Source organism: Listeria marthii (assembly GCF_014227425.1).
GTDB lineage: Bacteria > Bacillota > Bacilli > Lactobacillales > Listeriaceae > Listeria > Listeria marthii.
In genome coordinates, this window is record NZ_JAASWB010000004.1 from 122,288 (window position 1) to 139,628 (window position 17,341).

At 37.4% G+C, this 17,341-nt stretch carries 13 protein-coding genes, 1 tRNA gene and 1 pseudogene; 2 read left to right on the forward strand and 13 right to left on the reverse strand.

Annotated elements, in window-relative coordinates; all coding sequences use genetic code 11:
• Window positions 1–6: 6 nt before the first annotated feature.
• The 3 genes from HCJ55_RS08310 to HCJ55_RS08320 all read right to left on the reverse strand — a co-directional run bounded on the left by HCJ55_RS08310 (window position 7) and on the right by HCJ55_RS08320 (window position 8,830).
• Window positions 7–2,244, reverse strand: a complete 2,238-nt coding sequence (locus tag HCJ55_RS08310) for a hypothetical protein (protein ID WP_185517733.1) — start codon at window positions 2,242–2,244, stop codon at window positions 7–9.
• Window positions 2,241–8,054 carry an ATP phosphoribosyltransferase regulatory subunit gene (locus tag HCJ55_RS08315; protein WP_185517735.1) on the reverse strand — a complete coding sequence of 1,938 codons (5,814 nt, stop codon included), beginning with the start codon at window positions 8,052–8,054 and terminating at the stop codon, window positions 2,241–2,243. Before HCJ55_RS08315 ends, HCJ55_RS08310 begins: the two co-directional genes overlap by 4 nt.
• A 116-nt stretch (window positions 8,055–8,170) precedes the next feature.
• Window positions 8,171–8,830: a cyclic nucleotide-binding domain-containing protein gene (locus tag HCJ55_RS08320; RefSeq protein ID WP_008946495.1), complete on the reverse strand. Its 660-nt coding sequence runs from the start codon at window positions 8,828–8,830 to the stop codon at window positions 8,171–8,173.
• A 502-nt stretch (window positions 8,831–9,332) separates the two neighbouring features.
• On the opposite strand from HCJ55_RS08320, the gene HCJ55_RS14025 reads away from it, so the two are divergent.
• Window positions 9,333–9,764 (forward strand): TM2 domain-containing protein, encoded by a 432-nt coding sequence (locus HCJ55_RS14025; protein WP_185517737.1) that lies wholly within the window; start codon window positions 9,333–9,335, stop codon window positions 9,762–9,764.
• A gap of 39 nt (window positions 9,765–9,803) precedes the next feature.
• On the opposite strand, the gene HCJ55_RS08330 is transcribed toward HCJ55_RS14025, so the two are convergent.
• The 8 genes and pseudogenes from HCJ55_RS08330 to HCJ55_RS08360 all read right to left on the reverse strand — a co-directional run bounded on the left by HCJ55_RS08330 (window position 9,804) and on the right by HCJ55_RS08360 (window position 14,613).
• Window positions 9,804–10,130: a hypothetical protein gene (locus HCJ55_RS08330; protein ID WP_185502749.1), complete on the reverse strand. Its 327-nt coding sequence runs from the start codon at window positions 10,128–10,130 to the stop codon at window positions 9,804–9,806.
• A gap of 123 nt (window positions 10,131–10,253) precedes the next feature.
• Window positions 10,254–10,577, reverse strand: a complete 324-nt coding sequence (locus tag HCJ55_RS08335) for a hypothetical protein (protein WP_185517738.1) — start codon at window positions 10,575–10,577, stop codon at window positions 10,254–10,256.
• 35 nt (window positions 10,578–10,612) lie between these two features.
• Window positions 10,613–10,957: a DUF7957 family protein gene (locus HCJ55_RS08340; protein WP_185518007.1), complete on the reverse strand. Its 345-nt coding sequence runs from the start codon at window positions 10,955–10,957 to the stop codon at window positions 10,613–10,615.
• 182 nt (window positions 10,958–11,139) lie between these two features.
• A pseudogene (locus HCJ55_RS13920) lies at window positions 11,140–11,244 on the reverse strand (hypothetical protein); the annotation flags it as partial.
• Between the two features lie 184 nt (window positions 11,245–11,428).
• On the reverse strand, window positions 11,429–11,806 hold the full coding sequence (locus tag HCJ55_RS08345; protein WP_185517740.1) for a DUF7957 family protein: 378 nt from the start codon (window positions 11,804–11,806) through the stop codon (window positions 11,429–11,431).
• Window positions 11,788–13,311 carry an LXG domain-containing protein gene (locus tag HCJ55_RS08350; RefSeq protein WP_185517742.1) on the reverse strand — a complete coding sequence of 508 codons (1,524 nt, stop codon included), beginning with the start codon at window positions 13,309–13,311 and terminating at the stop codon, window positions 11,788–11,790. The genes HCJ55_RS08345 and HCJ55_RS08350 overlap by 19 nt, the downstream gene beginning before the upstream one ends.
• Before the next feature lie 186 nt (window positions 13,312–13,497).
• Window positions 13,498–13,570: transfer RNA gene (locus HCJ55_RS08355), tRNA-Lys, on the reverse strand.
• An 86-nt stretch (window positions 13,571–13,656) separates the two neighbouring features.
• Window positions 13,657–14,613 carry a 2-hydroxyacid dehydrogenase family protein gene (locus HCJ55_RS08360; RefSeq protein ID WP_185517744.1) on the reverse strand — a complete coding sequence of 319 codons (957 nt, stop codon included), beginning with the start codon at window positions 14,611–14,613 and terminating at the stop codon, window positions 13,657–13,659.
• Between the two features lie 130 nt (window positions 14,614–14,743).
• Here HCJ55_RS08360 and HCJ55_RS08365 point away from each other — a divergent pair, with 130 nt between their 5' ends.
• Window positions 14,744–15,382 carry a pentapeptide repeat-containing protein gene (locus HCJ55_RS08365; protein WP_185517747.1) on the forward strand — a complete coding sequence of 213 codons (639 nt, stop codon included), beginning with the start codon at window positions 14,744–14,746 and terminating at the stop codon, window positions 15,380–15,382.
• Window positions 15,383–15,403: 21 nt separating this feature from the next.
• Here the strand turns inward: HCJ55_RS08365 and HCJ55_RS08370 are convergent, their stop codons facing one another.
• Window positions 15,404–16,456, reverse strand: coding sequence for a bifunctional transcriptional activator/DNA repair enzyme AdaA (locus HCJ55_RS08370; protein WP_185517749.1), 1,053 nt, complete (start codon window positions 16,454–16,456; stop codon window positions 15,404–15,406).
• Window positions 16,453–17,226 (reverse strand): isocitrate lyase/PEP mutase family protein, encoded by a 774-nt coding sequence (locus HCJ55_RS08375; protein ID WP_185517751.1) that lies wholly within the window; start codon window positions 17,224–17,226, stop codon window positions 16,453–16,455. The genes HCJ55_RS08370 and HCJ55_RS08375 overlap by 4 nt, the downstream gene beginning before the upstream one ends.
• Window positions 17,227–17,341: the final 115 nt, after the last annotated feature.

The window sequence follows — 17,341 nt, forward strand, 5'->3', positions numbered from 1 at the left end:
CTACTATTATTGATATACGTAAAGTTGCAATGCGCCCTTCGTATCATAAACCGCAATACGGTAATCAAAACTTTCTTTCGCCATCCTCGAAATTGTCTCCATGTGACTTACTAAGCCAGTTTCGTCCGCTGTCAGTTCTTTGTTACTAAAAGAAGTCCAACTATCACTTGTTCCAACCGCACGTCTTTCAAAAGCTATCCGATATGTTTCGCCTGCTTTTCGCTTCATGGAAAACATCATGTCATAAGTGGCATTTTGAGGGGCTAAAACTTCTTCAATTTTCGTTGCTAAGCCTACATTCCGTGCCGTATCTTGTTCAGTATCCTCGGTTTGCTTTGTGCTATTTTCTTCTGTTTGGAACGGTGTTAAGGAGATAGTTAATTTCGCATCTTTGTCGTACTGAACGTCTTGTTCAATCGGATACTCGAATGTTTTACTTTCTTTTGTATCATTGTTTGTTGTTTTAAGGACTAACTTAGCTTCTAAATCAACTGTTTCTTCATCCGTGATTGGAACTAAGCGAATGCTCCCTTTTTCTTGGTTGACGATTTTGTAATCAACTTCGGATTTTTCTTCATCCTTTAACTCAACAGTGGCTTGGTTTAACGTGTAATCGGTTGAGGTCCAGTCGTACTCCACTTGCACCACTTTATTGGCTGATAAATTAGCTCGTAAACTTCTTAAAACGGTTGATTGCATGGTGTAGTATTTTTCTGAGCTGTTCAATTCGATTGTTTCGCCATTTTTCATTTCAATAATCGTTTGGAATTGGTACGCGGTGCCTGGATCTAAATCTGTTACGTTTAGAAGTTCTCCGTTACCGTTAATAAAATTTGTTCCAACATTCATATAGAAAGAATCACCATTAGCTTTTTTCACTTTGATTCGAGCTCGTTTGATGTCTTCTATTTGTGCATCGAGCGCGATATTTACTTTGATTGACGTACTAGTTACACTTTGCATTTGATAAATAGCTGATACTGATTGGGTTGTGAAGGAGTCACTCTTCATTTTCACTTCTTGAATGCCTTTATCTGTACCTAAATCATATTGGTACGAGAATTCAAGATGGTATTTTCCATTAGGAGAAAGTCCCGTCAGAGTGGCCTCTGTATCTATAGCAGATGCATAGTGCGTATTGATTGTTTTTCCAGTTTTTTCATCTACCACACTGATTTTCGTTATGCCAATCAAGGTGTTATTTGGATCTGAATATTTATAGCTAACTTTCGCGCTAGTTACACCTGTCGCTATATAGCCAATCCTTAATACTGGGATATTTCGTTCCAGTTTATTGTTCAGTTCTTCAATTTTCTTGAGAACAGCTTCATAATTATCAATTTCTTCTAAGTCCTTTTGTGCATTTCCACTCGTGCCGCCTTTAGTACCGCTATTTCCGGCGTCTGCTGATCCGCTGCCTGCTTTAATTTCATTTCCGTATTTCTTCGTTGCGTTCAGGCCACTATTCGCAGATTCATCCTTCTTATCAGTACCGCTGTTCGATTGGTTATCCTTTGCAGCAGTTTTGTCAGTTGCTTCTTTCTCGTCTTTTTTAACGACGATTTTTTCATTATCTGTTCCGTCGAAGCTAGCAAGGTCGATTTTACGTTCGCCGATTGTATATGTTTCATTACTCGCATCTAAAACGGTCTCATCATTGACCTTTAATGTCATATGGCCTAAATAACGGCTTTTCTTTTTATTTTCATAAATGGTGACACTACCGGTTTTATCAATGAGAAGCAGCGGTTTGGAAACTTTCTTAATTTCTTTTCCGCCAAGATAAAGGGTTGCCTCGGCATTTAAGAAATATTGGCGATTGGCTAGTTTTACGATACTTTTTTCGGCGATTTCTGAGTTTTTGTATTGGTAGGAAGCCCCTTTTGGTTCATACACTTGTCTTCCTTTTAACTTGGTACTAACGCCATTTATATCAATGACAGGAACACTCTTGGTGAACATTAATTCGTCTTTGTCCAAATAGAGAATCGTACTTTGCATGATTTTATTGCGCGTATCGTCTTCATCATTTTTGGCGATTAGCTGATCTTCATTCCAGCTTCGATAAAGTGTGTGTCCTTTTTGAAATTGCAATGTTTCTTGTTCATCATTTAATACCACACCGTTACTGGGGAGGGAGACAAGATCATATCTTGCCTCTTTAAATGATCCCCATAAGATTACAGAAATAATGATTAACGGGACAGCTGCAACGATTATGCCTATTTTCCATGTAGGTTTCATTTGCTTGCCTCCAGTTCGATAATCCCAAAAGTTTTTCCTGATTCTGTTTCTTTAACAGTAACTTTTGAATCATGATAATTTGCATCGAATTCCACACCGGTATCTAGCTCTTCTTTTTCGACAGTTTTCGTTTCTGTGAAATCTTTGCCGAACCATGACTGTACTTTTTCCCAAGTGGAAAGTTCTTTTGGTTCAATCGTGACAGTCAATTTTGTTTTCGCATCCGCGGTGTCATTTGCCATCAATGTGAAGCTATCATCAGTGATATTAGCTTTAAGATTATTTTCTTCGTTATTGCCTTGATAAAGCGCAATTGGCTTGTCTTTCTGATCGAATACAGTTATTGCATAATTGCTCGTTGGTTCCATCGACAAATTAACTGTCTCCGCAATATCTTTGGCCGCAACTTTTTCTGTATCAATCACTTCGCCGTCTTCATCTTTAAGCTCAAACGTGTAAGTTTCTTTTGCTTCTGTATCTACTTTTGTCGTGTCTAGTTGTACAGCCACATTAGTATCAGTAGCTCTTACGCTTCTGAATGACCTTAAGTTTGCCGCAATATCTTCTTGCAAGGTTACAAAGTTGGATGTTTTTTCATAGGTTTTAACTTCATTCAACGGTGTACGATAAGTGACGACCATTTTGCCTAAGAAACTTTGATTCTGCTTCTTCCCTGCAATACTAAAGCTTTCAGAAATTGTTGCGGGATATGAGCTTGGTAAAGTGACCGTTTTTCTTTCAACTAAACTAGTTCGCTCATTGTTACCACCATAATCAAGCAACTCATAGAACTCCATTTCGATTTTTTCAATGGTTGTTGATCCTGGACTTAATTCTTTTGCTTGAAGCTTGATTTTTTTCGTTGCGGCATCAAGTTGAATTGTTAGTGAGTTCGAGGTTACATACTCATCATCGGTCGTAAAGTTTAAACTAGTACTCCATGGATGACTTCCATCGCCAGCCAAATTGTCGTAATTTGTACTGATAGTTAATGTATAACCTTTCGCTGGCTCTAAATCGTCGAATGTGTTCAACCAGCTAGCTGTATTTCCGCCTGTGAAAGCACCATTCTTAACTATCTTGCCAGACGTTGTTTCTTTTAAGACATATTGGAATTGCTTATTCGTCCCGCCTACAAAGTAACTATCTGGGTCGTTATAAGAGAATTTCAATGTTGCTTGTCTAGCAGAAACACTTTCTAGCTTAATTGGAGCACTAACCGTTTTTGGTGGCGCAAGATAAATGGTCTTCGCATTACTTAAGAAAATTGGTGCCTTAGCTAGACTTGTTTTCATAAAGGCCGCAATTACATAGGTTTTTCCGGAAACATAATTTTGAGTGCCAAGATTATTATATAAATCAAATTCTGGCGTCTTCGATAAATTATTAAACGTCGCTACTGGCGTTTTGCTGCCAAGTTCTTGTTCCAGCGCGACTAGATTCGTTAAGCTAGAAGATACTGTCGCAGCATCATACAAACGATATTCGATGTCTGTTAAAACGCTACTTTCATCAATAAAGTTGTTATTTCCTTTGATTGTCCTGTATCCATAAGCTGGGTTCCACGAATAACTTGTTGAGGCCATGCTTGGTAGACTTTTCTCAGTAGTGATCGTTTCGGTATAGTAAACTTTATTTTTTGCGCCTTCTCCGTCCAACAAATCATATTTTCCTTCTACTTTAATAACATAGGTTTTGTCAGGCGAAAGTTCAGTAAGCGAGACATCTCGAGTTGGTAAGCCGTCAATTCGTACCGACTTCACAAGTGTTGTCCCGTCCTCTTTGTATGCATTCGCAAATAGTTCTTTTTCGTTAGCTTTGTTAACAATGGTATTATCCTTATCTTCACCAATAACATCTAACTTAACTCGCTTGTCATAAATACTAAGCGACTCAGCTGTAATGTCTGGCTCTGCTAGTGCTTTCGTAGTTATCGATTGCGAAACTTTGCCTGTTTCTTCTTGCGCAGAATAAAGGTCGATTTTTGAACCGGCCGCTTCCGTAGAAACAAGACCTGATGAGAAGTCAACATAACGACCATTTAGTTCCGCTACATAACTTCCATCTTCTTGACGTCTAAAACTAAACGGATCTGCTGTCTCACTGTTACTAATCAAAACTCCACCGCGGTATGCAATGTAAGTCCCAGTCCAAATATTTTTAAATTTAACACCGGAAATATTGCCTTCTGCGTCAGTCGGGCCTTTTGTCACGCGGTAAACATCTGCCCGATTTGCGTTTCTAGTTGTTGATACACCGCCGTTAGACGAGGTTACAAATGCCGCGTTATCGTTTAGTGAGACATAATAGTTTTCAAATAACTTCTCATTGTTTATTCTGTTTTCCATATAGTTCATTTTCATATCAAGCGCTAACTGATACGAATTGTTAAACCATACATTCCCGAATGGCAAATCAATAGTTTGTGCATCAAATTGTTCGTCGCCTATTTTAGCTACGGAATAATCTGGGCTAGAACTATTTTCCGCTTGAAGGTTATAAGTTGTTTTCATTACATTATTCTTGGCCACATCATCCGGTTGAGGTGTTAGAATCAGCGAACGACCTGTTTCATCTAACGCAAATTGAGCACTCGCTTGCGGCGCTGTTGTGTTCATCGCCACCAAGTTTTTTGTCATAAAGACCGTTGATTCCGCAGGCTCACCGCTAGTAACGACATAGTCACCTACTGTTTTAATCGTTGTCGCACCTTCACTTGAGAGCGGTAATGTTACGGTATTTTTCCCATTCACAAGCGGCACAGAACCGCCTGTTGAGCTAGTAATATCTAATTTTCCAGGTATAATCGCGCCCTCAATATCTCTCACATAAACATTGAGCTTTACTTCTGTTGCCGTTCTTCTTAAAATTTCATATTCCACAGTTGGTTTTTCTTTTTTAATTTGAATTGTTTCAGAACTGATTTCAATACGATGATCTTCATAATTATCATTCCAAATTACTTCTGCTTTAATCATGTAATCGAAACCGCGTCCTAAATCGGCATTAGATAAATCAAAGTAAGAATACTTTTCAAATTCAGCTGCTGTTGAAACTTCTTGTTCTACAAGCGGCGTATTTAAGTCGTCTACTTTATAGATTCGGTAAGTGATAGAGCTAACCGCATTGTAATCATCCAGCATTGGTTTTTCCGTAGCTTCAATACCGGCTAACCCGCCCACTTTCATTTTATTTGGTTGATAATCCAGTAGAACTTTATCGGTTATTGGTGTTTCTCTTTTTGTTTTGAAGACTAATTCGCCTTCTACAGGGACTTGGTTCATTCCGCTATCAAAGCTATCTTCTACTTTTAACAAGTATTCTTTATTAATAGCTAGATCTTCGAAAAGATAGTTTTTCCCATCTGCGCTCATGAGCTTTTCAAAGTCGCTGTTTAAAGGAATTGTTTTTATAAGTGTGTTATTTTTCTTATCATAGATTTTCAAGTTTGCAGCACTTAGTTTTGTCGCGGTTTCTGAGAACTTGACATTAATTTCCGCTTGATTAGTCGTTACTGATTCGAGTGTAAAAGTGGCATCAACTTTCGCTATTTTCGTTGTTTGGAACACGCTAGATTGGCCAATGCGCTGATCTACCATAATTCCTGTGCCGTCATCTAAATTATATGAAGCAGTCATTACAACAACATAATAAGTCTCACTTTCTAAACCATCGAATTCCAGTAAATTTGTAATGTCAGATTTATTTCGCAGGTCTACTGTAGCAACCGGATTGCCACTATATAAACCTTGCGCATTCGATTTATAAAGTTTTAAGGTCGGATGCGTCAAATTATCATAAAGCAATGTATTATCCGCATCAAAAACTTCATAATTGATTGTTAATTTGTCTTGTTCTGCTGCTTTTAGAGAAAATTCTACAGTTGGTATAGATTTCATTCCAACTACTACCGCATTAGATGCTGGTGTAGCAAAAGTATAGTCGGATTGATTATTATTACCAGAGATATAAGCTACAAAAACATAATTCCCATCGCCCATATCAACCGTTCGACCAACTTTTACCGATGTTTTCTTCTGACTTGAATCAACAACAGAATAAGCATATTCTTTAGCATTCTCACCATTCGCTTTATAATCTTCTTCTAAATAAGCGACATAGCGAATACTAGTAATAGAACTATCTTTATCGATTAAATTAATTGGCACCGCTGTGAATTCACCTTTCTCGGTACTATAAGAAAGATCTATTCCGGTCATCGTTGGTTTTGCTTTTAGTGTCGATGCAATGAAATACCAATTGTCATCCGTTACATCTTTACCATCAACCACTAATTTTTCCATTTCGACGATGTATTCTTTACTACTACTCAACGAATCTAATTTGACTTCTACTTTGCCGTCTTTTGTAAGTGCCTTTGCATCGACTTTAACGGTTTTAGAAGTAGTTACGTTACTGTTGTTTTCTTTGATTCTTAAAACTAATTCATCCACTTTGCCGTATAATTCTGTAGCAGTTATCTCCGCTGTTAAACTATCTTCACTGCGTTCGACTACTTTTGGCGTTAATACGACTGGTTTCGCTTCTACAGTTTGGCGGAAGAAAATCGTTTCTTGAATTTTGTCACTTGCAGATTTGTACTTCCCTTGAACAACAACTTGGTAGGTTTCGCCGTATTTCAAACTATCGAAAGCAAAATCTTGGTCGGCCTTTGATGAATCCAATGCTACTTTTTTCACAACCTTGTTTTCGCTATCGTATAAAATTGCTTCTAAAGATTGTAGTCGTTTAGAAGAATCAGTTAGTTGTAATTTTGCGGAGGCTTTTTGGCCTTTCACAGTTAATTCAACATCTACAATTGGCACTTGGAATGCGCTTAAACTTTCTGCGTCATTTAGCCTTTTGATAATTTCATTGGCTTTAGTGACATCCGTGTTATCTTGGTTGTTTTTCGTAGTTTCATTGCCGTTTGCGCCATTTTTGGTCGTTGTTCCAGTGTCACCACCGTCAGCATTACCAGCTGTTGCTTCTGCATTAGCCGCATTACCACTGTTTGCTTGATTTGTTTGTTCGTTACTTTTATCTTCTTGCTTCTTCGTTTCGTCCGTTGTAGTTGTTTCTTTTGTAGCTTTTAGATTTCGTTTCTCGGCCTTATCATCTATTTCAACCTTAATCGAACGAATATCGATATCTTCTTCCGTGTCAGTTTGGCTAACTAGCATTTCTTTCTTTAAATCAAATTGATAACGGTTATTTTCCATTTCAATATAAGCATCATCGCCCGCTAGTTCCTCTAAAGTTTTTTCCCCCATTAATAAAACTTTCTTATTCTCATCAATGGAAACAATCACGTTTTTTGGTAATTTTTTGTTAAGTCCTTTTTTATTTTTCAAATATGAATTATCTAGAATAATGTATCTTCCTTCAGCAAGTTTAACTACTGTGCCTTTCGGAAGCTGAGCAATTGTTTTGTCTTTTGTAACACTCGCTTTATATGTCCCCTTATTTTCAGTGACAGCTGTTTTTGAAGGCATCTCAATTAAATCTGATGCACTTTTAATAGCTACACTTTTACCTAAAAACTGGATTCGTCCATCCTTTAAAAATAATGTTCTCGCCAAGTTTATCGGTTTTACTTCTTTTCCGTCTGAAATGGTCTTTTCATTATTAAGCCAAGCATCATTGTACTTCGCATCAGCTGAAAACGTAACTGGTTTTCCTTTGGGACTATACGTAAATCCCTCTGCTTCAATAGCATAAGCGTCATCTCTCAATAGGAAAAAAGCTGAAACAATGGCACTAATAGCAAGTACCGAAACAATAATTACGACTAAAATATTTTTCTTCAAGTCCTACTTCCACCTCGTTTATGTGTATATTTTTTGTACTTGGAAAAGAACTTGATTCATTCATTAATTCAAGCCTTGTACCATCCGAAAACAAATGTATCTTGTTTTCATCTATATTAGTCCGCTACTTTTTGAACTTCTCTTTCAAAATATTCGAGCCTCATTTCGCGTCCTTTGAGTTTCCATGGAGAAGATTTAATATCAAGTTTTCCGTTATTGTGCAGTTCATTTACAGTGGAAGATATCGTGGAAATGGAGCAATTAGCCAATTTTGCTAAAATGTTTATTTGGAGCCATTCTGGAAAAACTGGCAATGTGGTATTAGCAAAATTATTTTCTAATAGGAAGTTTAGCGTAGACACAACTTTATTTTTCGAGTTCTCTATACCGAGCAGTGCTTGCCTTTTTAAGTCTTGTTCGTTTTTCTCCGCGATTTGCAAAAAGAAGTTAGACAATATCTGATCCTCTTCTAATTTCCCAAATACGCCCTCCGCACTAATCAAGCAAACTTCCGATGTTTCCAAAGCTTTTAACACCACCGGATTTCTTGTAGGAAAAACAAGATTTTTTTGAAAAAAGCAACGTACAATCCCCTTTTTCTTTCCGTCACTCTCTTCAATTAACGTACCATTCTTCACCAGCAAGACGTGTTCTCTATCTATCGTAATACTTTCCCAAGCCTTAATTTGTTTACAAACATAAGAAAAATTATCGAGTAAATAAGCATAAATAATAGCGTCTCTTTTAATGTAATCGTGATATTCAATGTACTTCATTATCATAACCATCCTCTCTAAAATTCCATCACAGACTTATTATCTTAGAAAACGAATAATTTTCGTACAGGCAATTACAACTGATTTACGATAAAAACGGCGTTGTTTGACAATTTTTCGTAACATTTAAGCGATTATCCAATTTTTCAAATCTGAAAAAACGTTGATAAATCTCACTTTCACTAAAATGGTGAAAAAAAAGAAGCCTAAAACGATACATTTTTATCGATTCCGGCTTCATTTTTCGCTTTTAATCGTAGTCCATTCGTTCTATTAAACAATTTAAACTACTGAAATAGGAAAATTTGGAGATAATGTTTAAGTTGGTTGTGCTTTCTTTGAATTCTTGTTTTTTCGCAAAAACAAAGAATAATATTAATAAATTTTCTTTTAAAACAGCTTTTCCCAAGCTTTTTATGATAATATTAAGAAGTAAATTTTTCTCATTTTATAATAAAAAAGACTATTTACAACAGCATATAGAAAAAAGGAGAGAAGGAACATGGCAAAGGTCATTAAAATTGAAGATAGTTCAGCAATAGTACTAAAAGATAACGGGGAGACAATCGATGTTTCATTGACTTGTTTTACATTCAGTCCTGACATTGGGGATGAAGTGGAAGTTTATAAACACGGAGAAGAACTGATTGTAAATAAAAAAGTGGAGAAAACGACTGAAAATCCTAATATTAATATCGTTAACAATAACTCCCAAAAGGATGAGGGGAAATTAGTTAATAAATGGGTTTATGTTGCCTTAGCACTTTTACTTGGGACATTCGGCGCCCATAAATTCTTAGCAGGAAAAAATGGTCAAGGCGTTCTTTACGTAGTATTTTGCTGGACTGGTATTCCTTCAATTGTATCGTTTATAGAAGGAATTGTGGCTATATTTAAAAAAGCGGATGCTAATAACGAGATTCTTATTCAATAATATAGAGAAAGACAACCTGTAAATAATAGGTTGTCTTTTTTAGGCGTTTTTTCTAATATACAGCAATTTTGCTAGGTGGAAAATAAGACTTACAATGATGAAAATAAGCACAAAACTTCCTATTAAATTGAACCACTGGATGCTTATACCCTCATTTCCCGCGAAAAACGTCTCTGTAAAATTATTTTTCTCATCTGTTATTGTCATTACAGTTAGCCATTTTAAAGGTGATCCGTATACATATTCATAAAAGCTCACCTTACTTCCATCAGCTATCCCAAATGTTGGAGGGACCACAAATAGCGCAGTAATTAATAAAATCGATGATACAAACGCTCGATTAACTATCCATTGAATTTTCTTCATTTTTTCTCCTGTCGATAATAAAGTGAATTATTTTTTCGCGTTATCAGTCAGAATCCCATTTTTTTCAACTAATAAATTTAAAACTATCACTGCAATTCTTTCATTCACACAGTCATTCCTCTCTTACAAGAAAACACTATCCACTAAATTTCGCTCCTCAATATCTAAAAAATTATATAATCCACTTGAATCAAGTGCGTTTAGTGCTGCAATTGCAACAATTCTCATGGTTAACGTACCCAAACCTCTATATGACACTTCATTATTATTTGATGCAATCTCAGTTATTTTCATTATAATCTCATCGGTCTTTATTTTTTTATGCGCAATCTCATAAAGTGTGTTATACACAACCGTTATACTATTATGATTTAAATATCTGAGTATATCAGCATCTACATAATTTCCTTCTTGTAATTTTCGTTCGATTTGCAAAGCATTTTCCAACTAAATCTCTCCTATTAGCATAATAAGTAGTAATTTCACTTCACAATCTGCATTTTTTCAGGAATTCCATTTTCTTCACAAACTTTATATTTTCTTCCACTAAAATCTGTAGCATAAAGTATTCCTTCTTTTACATTAATCAAAGTATAAATATCATTATCTCCGATGGGTCTCTTTCCTATTTGCCATTTTCGTTCACCGTTATAAGAAAAAGCATAAACATTATGAAAATCATCAAAAGTATATTCTTGTTTGGCTGGTATATCTAATAGCACATATACCTGATTTTCATCTTCTCTCAAAATTTGTATAGGGTACTCAAATATATATTCCTGATTTCCGAAAATCAATTTATTATTTATATGATTTATCTTCGTCATAAGCTTTTTCCTCATCTTTGTGTTTGAATCTTTCTTCAGCGCCTTTATCAGCCTATCTACCTCAACATAATATCCTAAAAAGATCTTATATTCTCTTGTGCACAGTTCGCTTGATATATTTCTCTCATGAAAAAGCACCTTTAGCCAATTTTCACTCATCTTCATTTAAAGAATTATTCAAATTAAGTTATCGCTTTAAATGGTGCGTGCCCTGTTTCAGCATTTCTTAATAATGTCGGCTTTCTAAAGCGCAAACTTGTTTCCAACTTAAAAATAGCTATTTCTCCGTACTTTGTTTACTTAATCACATGAGTTGCCATTTATTAACTCTTCAATATCCTTGATTTCACCCGTATTATCATTTAAAGCCAGTAATTGCGATACTTTTAGTACACCTCGCTATCTTTAATAGTAAATCCAATATCCTAATAAACTTCAACAAATAAAAATTTATTAGTGTAAAAGGAGAGTTTATTTCACTATTTTCACTTGGTTGATTTCACCATTTTCTTGATTAACTTCAAACCTCCGCCCCATGAAATCCGTTACAAATAAATCGTTCTCTTCAATATCCATACCTACCAATGGTGCGCATATATAAACATTATTTCCTTTTGGCGCAACATTTTTTATTTGCCATTGAATTTCACCCAATTTATTAATTGCATATACATTACTTAAAGTGTTTTCATTTAATTCTTGACCAGGAACAACCAATAATCTCACAAATACACAGTTATCATTCTCTTTTAATTCTACAATTTTGTTCTTAAATTCAATACTTTTTCCAAAAGCAATTAATTTATTATCAATGTATTCTGCATTAATTGTCACTTTAATCCGCCCCATTCTGAGATTTTTCCGAGTTCTTTAAATTCACCAATGAATTGACCTTTCAAATCAAATTGTATACCTCCACCTTTATTTTCGAAAAGAGGATTTACTTCTCCCATTCTGATATTGCTACCTTTTGGCAAAGTAACTTCTCCAACAAATTTGGGTATATTAGGTAATGCAAATTTATCTTTAATTTGAGTCGGCGTTAAACCTTTTATATCCTCTGCTTTCATAAGCCATCCACCATGTAGTTTTGAACTTCCCCCATCATATACCCTGACAAATTTAGTATCTACCAAAAGTTCTAAATCTTGGACAGGTGTTTTAGGTGTATATGGAGGTTGATCATAGTTTTGTTGATGCCAATATTTATTGACGCTTTCAGCAGAGTCATACTTCTTTATTTTCACTTTATTATTTAAATCGCCCAACTGGTCATCTAAATAATCATAACCCTTCAGCTTACTTTTCTTACCAAACGTAGTACTCCCTCTGATAGCAGCCGTACTCAACCCAAGCCCCAACACAACATCCGCTAACCCACTCTTATCTATATACCCTTTCCCAGCTTCAACATATGCCGAGGCAGATAAGACGCCGCCAGTTAGTCCATCATACTTATTACCATTTAGATAATAAACACCATCTCGCCAAGCTTTATTGATTTTCTTATTCAAGTCTTCATTAGTAATAATCGAATAATCTTCTGGGTTAAGATATTTTCCGTTTTTTTCTAAATAAGCTTTAAGTTCGGCATTCTCCACTCCCAAGCCGTCTCGCTCTAATAACCACATGACTTGTTCTTTTCCATTACTATCTAAATATACCACTGCAAGCACTGTGTAGTCTTGTAGTTCTTTTATAATATCTTCTTTTATTCCTCGTGCTTTATTTAATGCTTGTTGCATGCGGCTCACTGTAGCTTGATTCAGCTTACTTAGATCGTAAGTGCCTGTTTGGCTATTGAACTGGATATTAGACTGGAGTTCGCGGATGGTCTGCTGAACGGCTTGAACTAAATCAATCAAATGGTCAAAAAAGCTAGCGTGGCTTTGTTCAAATGACAAATATTTCTCGAGAATGTTTTCCTGTTTATAGGCAATAGCTAACTGGGAACGGTAATTCTGCATTTGTCCTTCTGTCCCACTATTCATTCGCTGTGCTAAAGCTTCTTTTTTGCTTTCTATTCGGTCAATCATTTTACCCAGTTCATATAAACCGTCCGCATCGATTTTGGCATCTGGTGAACTATCGACTTGAGCATGGAAATCTTGGATATACTGCTGCAATCTTTCTTCACTTTCATCCATGGCTTCGATTATTGCGTCACAGAGAGGGAAATAAGTCATTTGATAATAATTTTTCGATGCATCAACTGCTTTTCCTTTTAAACTATTATCTCCCACATACTTTGTCACGGCCGTTTTGATAGATTGGATGGTTTTTCTTCCTGATTCATTAGCTGTGCGTAATTGAAACACAAAGGCTTGTATTTCTCCGATGTCAATTCTACTCACTGAAACAACTCCTTTTGTATATCATGTAGTTGATTTAATATAGACTATATTCATTTTTCATCATATGTACTATGTAATTGATAAAATTTCAAAAAGAAAGCGACTGATTATTTAAATAATTAACATTTCAGCTATAAAAACGACAAAACACCAACGACTTTAACAGTCACTGGCGTTTGTTTTTTATGGGTTGTGAGGGTTTCGAACCCCCGACCCGCTGATTAAGAGTCAGCTGCTCTACCAACTGAGCTAACAACCCGATGTCGTATTCCGACAAAAAATATTATACCATAATTTAGCGGAAAACACAGCCACAGCAACTCGCCGTGGCTATATTTATCCGTATCAATACACGGAATTTAGCGGTTCTCCGCCTGCCAAAACTGCTTCCACATTGGCGATAGCGATTTGCCCCATTTCTGTGCGGGTTTCCACGGTTGCGTTGCCGATGTGTGGTGTTAAAACGACATTATCTAGCTTGCCTAGCTCTGCGCCAATTTTCGGTTCGAATTCAAAGACATCAAGCGCGGCGCCAGCAATCACGCCTGTTTTTAACGCGTTAATCAGTGCCGCTTCCTCCACAACAGGGCCACGGGCAGCATTAATCAAAAATGCGCTCGACTTCATTGTTTTTAAGGTTGTTTCGTTCAATAAATGTTTCAAGCTTGGATTATATGCCGCGTGGATCGTCACGACATCGCTCTGCTCCAATAGTTCTTCTTGGCTCACAAACTCAGCGTCCCACTCTTTTGCAGCTTCTTTCGGATTGTGCCCTGAATAAATAATTTTCATTCCAAAAGCAGCGGCACGTTTCGCGACCGCCTGGCCAATTCTTCCTAAACCAATGATTCCAAGCGTTTTTCCGCTTAACTCTGTGCCTAAAAAGAACGTTGGCGCCCAGCCTTTAAATTGCTCGGGGGTTTCGCGACATAATCGATCACCTTCTGAAATTCTCCGTGCTACGTCCAAAATCAATCCCAGCGTCAGTTCAGCCGTCGCTTCCGTCGATACATCTGGCGTATTTGTTACTGCAATGCCCAACTCCTGCGCTTTTTTCACATCGATATTATCAAAACCCGCGCCAATATTTGCCACGCTTTTGAGATTTTTTGCTGATTCTAATACTTTTGCTGTGATTGGTGAAGAAAGTGGGCATATGATTGCGTCCACTTCGGCTGTATTTTTTAACAGCTCATCTTCTGTAATATTTTCTTCACCCGTATAGGCGTTAACATCCCATTTCCCAAGAGTTTTCATCGTTTCCGGTAGTAGTTTCCCTGCTACAAACACGCTCGCTGTCATCTCGCTCACTCCTCAAGTTCCATTTTTATCCTAGCTTCATTGTAATCCGTTTTTTACGAAAGGTAAACGATTTTCCGCTCCATTTCCTCGTGAAATACGGTATAATGAAAGCGGAAGTGAGGTCGAAATAATGAAAAAAATTACTGCACCGCGGATTCCTGATGAGGATTTGACGGTTTATCCGAATGATACATATTTTATTGAAGATGTTGGTGAAGTTAGTGAGCAGATTTTTAGAAAAACGACGCTAACTGGGGAAATTTTCGAGCATTTTCATTTAGAAACAATTATTTTTGATGGGTGTGTGTTCGATTCTGTTTCTCTTGTAAGTGCGAATTTGACCGATGTTGTTTTTAAAAATTGTGACTTGTCGAATTTAGATTTGATGGGAGCGGTTATTCACCGGGTTCGTTTTGAAAATTGTAAATTAATTGGCGTGAATTTCAGCGATGCTACGCTTAGAAATTGTACTTTTGTTGACTGTTACGCGGATTATGTTGCCTTTCGTTATGCTAACTTGAAATGGGTGGCGTTTGAAACCGGCGCGTATACGAATAGTGATTTTAGTGGTGCGCAACTGGTTGATACGTATTTGGAACGGCTTGATTTGAATAAGGCGCAGTTTTTGAATTGTGCTCTCAGTGGGGTGGATCTTAGTACTTGTATTTTTGAGTCTATTACTGCGATGCCGCAAGATTTAAAAGGTGTGAGCATTGATTTTTCTCAAGCGCCTGCCTTGATGCCGTTGTTTGGGATTCGGGTAAAATAAGAAGAAAAAGATGGTTCCGCGTTACTTTGGAACCATCTTTTCATGTTTAATGAGCCATTCTTTGCGTGCCAAGCCGCCACCGTAGCCGCCTAATGCTCCGTTAGTATTGATTACGCGGTGACACGGGACGATAAGCGATAATTGGTTGGTGCCGTTTGCTCTTGCTACAGCTCGACTTGCGGTTGGCCGCCCTAATTTTTCCGCCAGACCTTTGTAAGAAATCGTCTCGCCTATTGGAATTCGACGCAGCTCATCCCAGACACTTTGCTGAAAATCCGAGCCAATGTAGCGAATTGGTGTTTGAAAATCAACTAACTCGCCATTAAAATATAGCGCTAGTTCTTCTTCAATTTGTTTAATTACAGCCGTTTTTTCAGGTGTGATAGCTGCGTTTAAGCGTATTCGCAATTTTTTAATTTCTGTTTCAAGTCCTTTTCGATCAACAAATTCTAAAAGAAGTAAACTATCATCGTCGGAAATCGCGAGCATCGAGCCAAGTTTAGTTTCAAGCCAAGCAGAATGCAAAATAGTGATATCTTTTGATTTATGCGGTACATTCCCCATCGTTTTCGAAAAAGCATCCCGAAACCCGTTCCCAGACTCATAACCACTATCAATTTGCGCGTTAATAATCGAATCACCGTTCCGAATGTGCTTAAAAGCAAGACCGAGCCGCCGCGACCGCGCATACTCAATAAAAGTCATCCCAAATTGCTTCTTAAACTGACGCCGCGCCGTATTTGCACTTATTGATAATTCATCAAAATCTTTATCGGTCCACTTTTTCTCCGGATTCTCCTCAATTGCATCAACAAGCAACTTCACAGCAGGAGACATTTTCGTCGGATTGGAAAGCGGTTCACATCGCTTGCAAGGGCGGTACGATGCAAGCAACGCCTCCTTAGCCGTACTAAAAAACTCACAATTTTCTTTCAAAGGTTTTTTCGCTGGACACGTTGGGCGACAAAGTATCCCCGTCGTTTTCACCCCAACAAAAAAGACCCCTTCATAATTCGAATTTTTCTCCACTAACATATCATAATATTTATCAATATCCCGCTGATTCGTTATCACAAGGCTTCCCCTCCCGCAAAAATCCGCTCTACTTCCTGCTGAATCGCTAAATTGGCCCGAAAAAAGCTAAACGGTCCATAACTGATTCTTTTTACACCAATTTCTTGTAATTCTGCGCTCGAGATCATCCCATCCATCATCATGACGTTAACCGGAAGTGGTGATTTTTCTACAAAAGCACGAATTAATTTTGGCGATAACAGCCCTGGAATGAAAATAGCATCCGCTCCAGCCTCTTTGTATGTTTTCGCCCTGTTAATCGCTTCTCCCAACAAGTCTTCCGTTTCTTCGCGCCCTTGAAAAAAGACATCTGTCCGCGCATTGACAAAAATATCCGTGCTCATTTTCGCCGCCGTTTCTTTGATTGTCTTGATTTTATCACATTGCTCCTCCACACTGCAGAGCATAGGATTTGCAGAGCCAATCAGCTGATCTTCCAAGTTCACACCACAAACACCAATCGCCAGCAACCGCTCAATATTCTGAGCCAGTTCTTCCAAATCATTGGCATAACCACTTTCAATATCCACCGTCATCGGCAGACTCACATTCAGAGCGATACGCGTAATAATGAGGAGCATTTCATCAAATGTTAAATGCTCCCCGTCCGTCACACCCCGTGATTCTGCGATTGCAAAACTGCTTGTCGCTATTACTGGTGCTCCGCCTTGTTGGATAGCTTTGGCAGATGCGACATCCCAGCAGTTGTAGAGGATTAGTGGGGTGGATAGTTCATGTAGGGATTTTAGTTTATTAAAGTTTTTTGTCATTGGTTTCAACTCCATTTGTTAGGATGGAGTTAGTATAGCAGGTGGGGGGATTGGGGGTACCAGGAAAATTAACATGGATGTTTTTAAAGCAAGACAGGTTTGAGGATATTCTTGT

What these genes read in the sequence shown, in the direction of transcription:
- HCJ55_RS08330 (WP_185502749.1), bottom strand. Translation starts at nt 10,130, where the DNA reads ATGAAGAAAATTCAATGGATAGTTAATCGAGCGTTTGTATCATCGATT.
- HCJ55_RS08360 (WP_185517744.1), bottom strand. Translation starts at nt 14,613, where the DNA reads ATGACAGCGAGCGTGTTTGTAGCAGGGAAACTACTACCGGAAACGATG.
- HCJ55_RS08310 (WP_185517733.1), bottom strand. Translation starts at nt 2,244, where the DNA reads ATGAAACCTACATGGAAAATAGGCATAATCGTTGCAGCTGTCCCGTTA.
- HCJ55_RS08345 (WP_185517740.1), bottom strand. Translation starts at nt 11,806, where the DNA reads ATGGGGCGGATTAAAGTGACAATTAATGCAGAATACATTGATAATAAA.
- HCJ55_RS08365 (WP_185517747.1), top strand. Translation starts at nt 14,744, where the DNA reads ATGAAAAAAATTACTGCACCGCGGATTCCTGATGAGGATTTGACGGTT.
- HCJ55_RS14025 (WP_185517737.1), top strand. Translation starts at nt 9,333, where the DNA reads ATGGCAAAGGTCATTAAAATTGAAGATAGTTCAGCAATAGTACTAAAA.
- HCJ55_RS08340 (WP_185518007.1), bottom strand. Translation starts at nt 10,957, where the DNA reads ATGACGAAGATAAATCATATAAATAATAAATTGATTTTCGGAAATCAG.
- HCJ55_RS08375 (WP_185517751.1), bottom strand. Translation starts at nt 17,226, where the DNA reads ATGACAAAAAACTTTAATAAACTAAAATCCCTACATGAACTATCCACC.
- HCJ55_RS08320 (WP_008946495.1), bottom strand. Translation starts at nt 8,830, where the DNA reads ATGAAGTACATTGAATATCACGATTACATTAAAAGAGACGCTATTATT.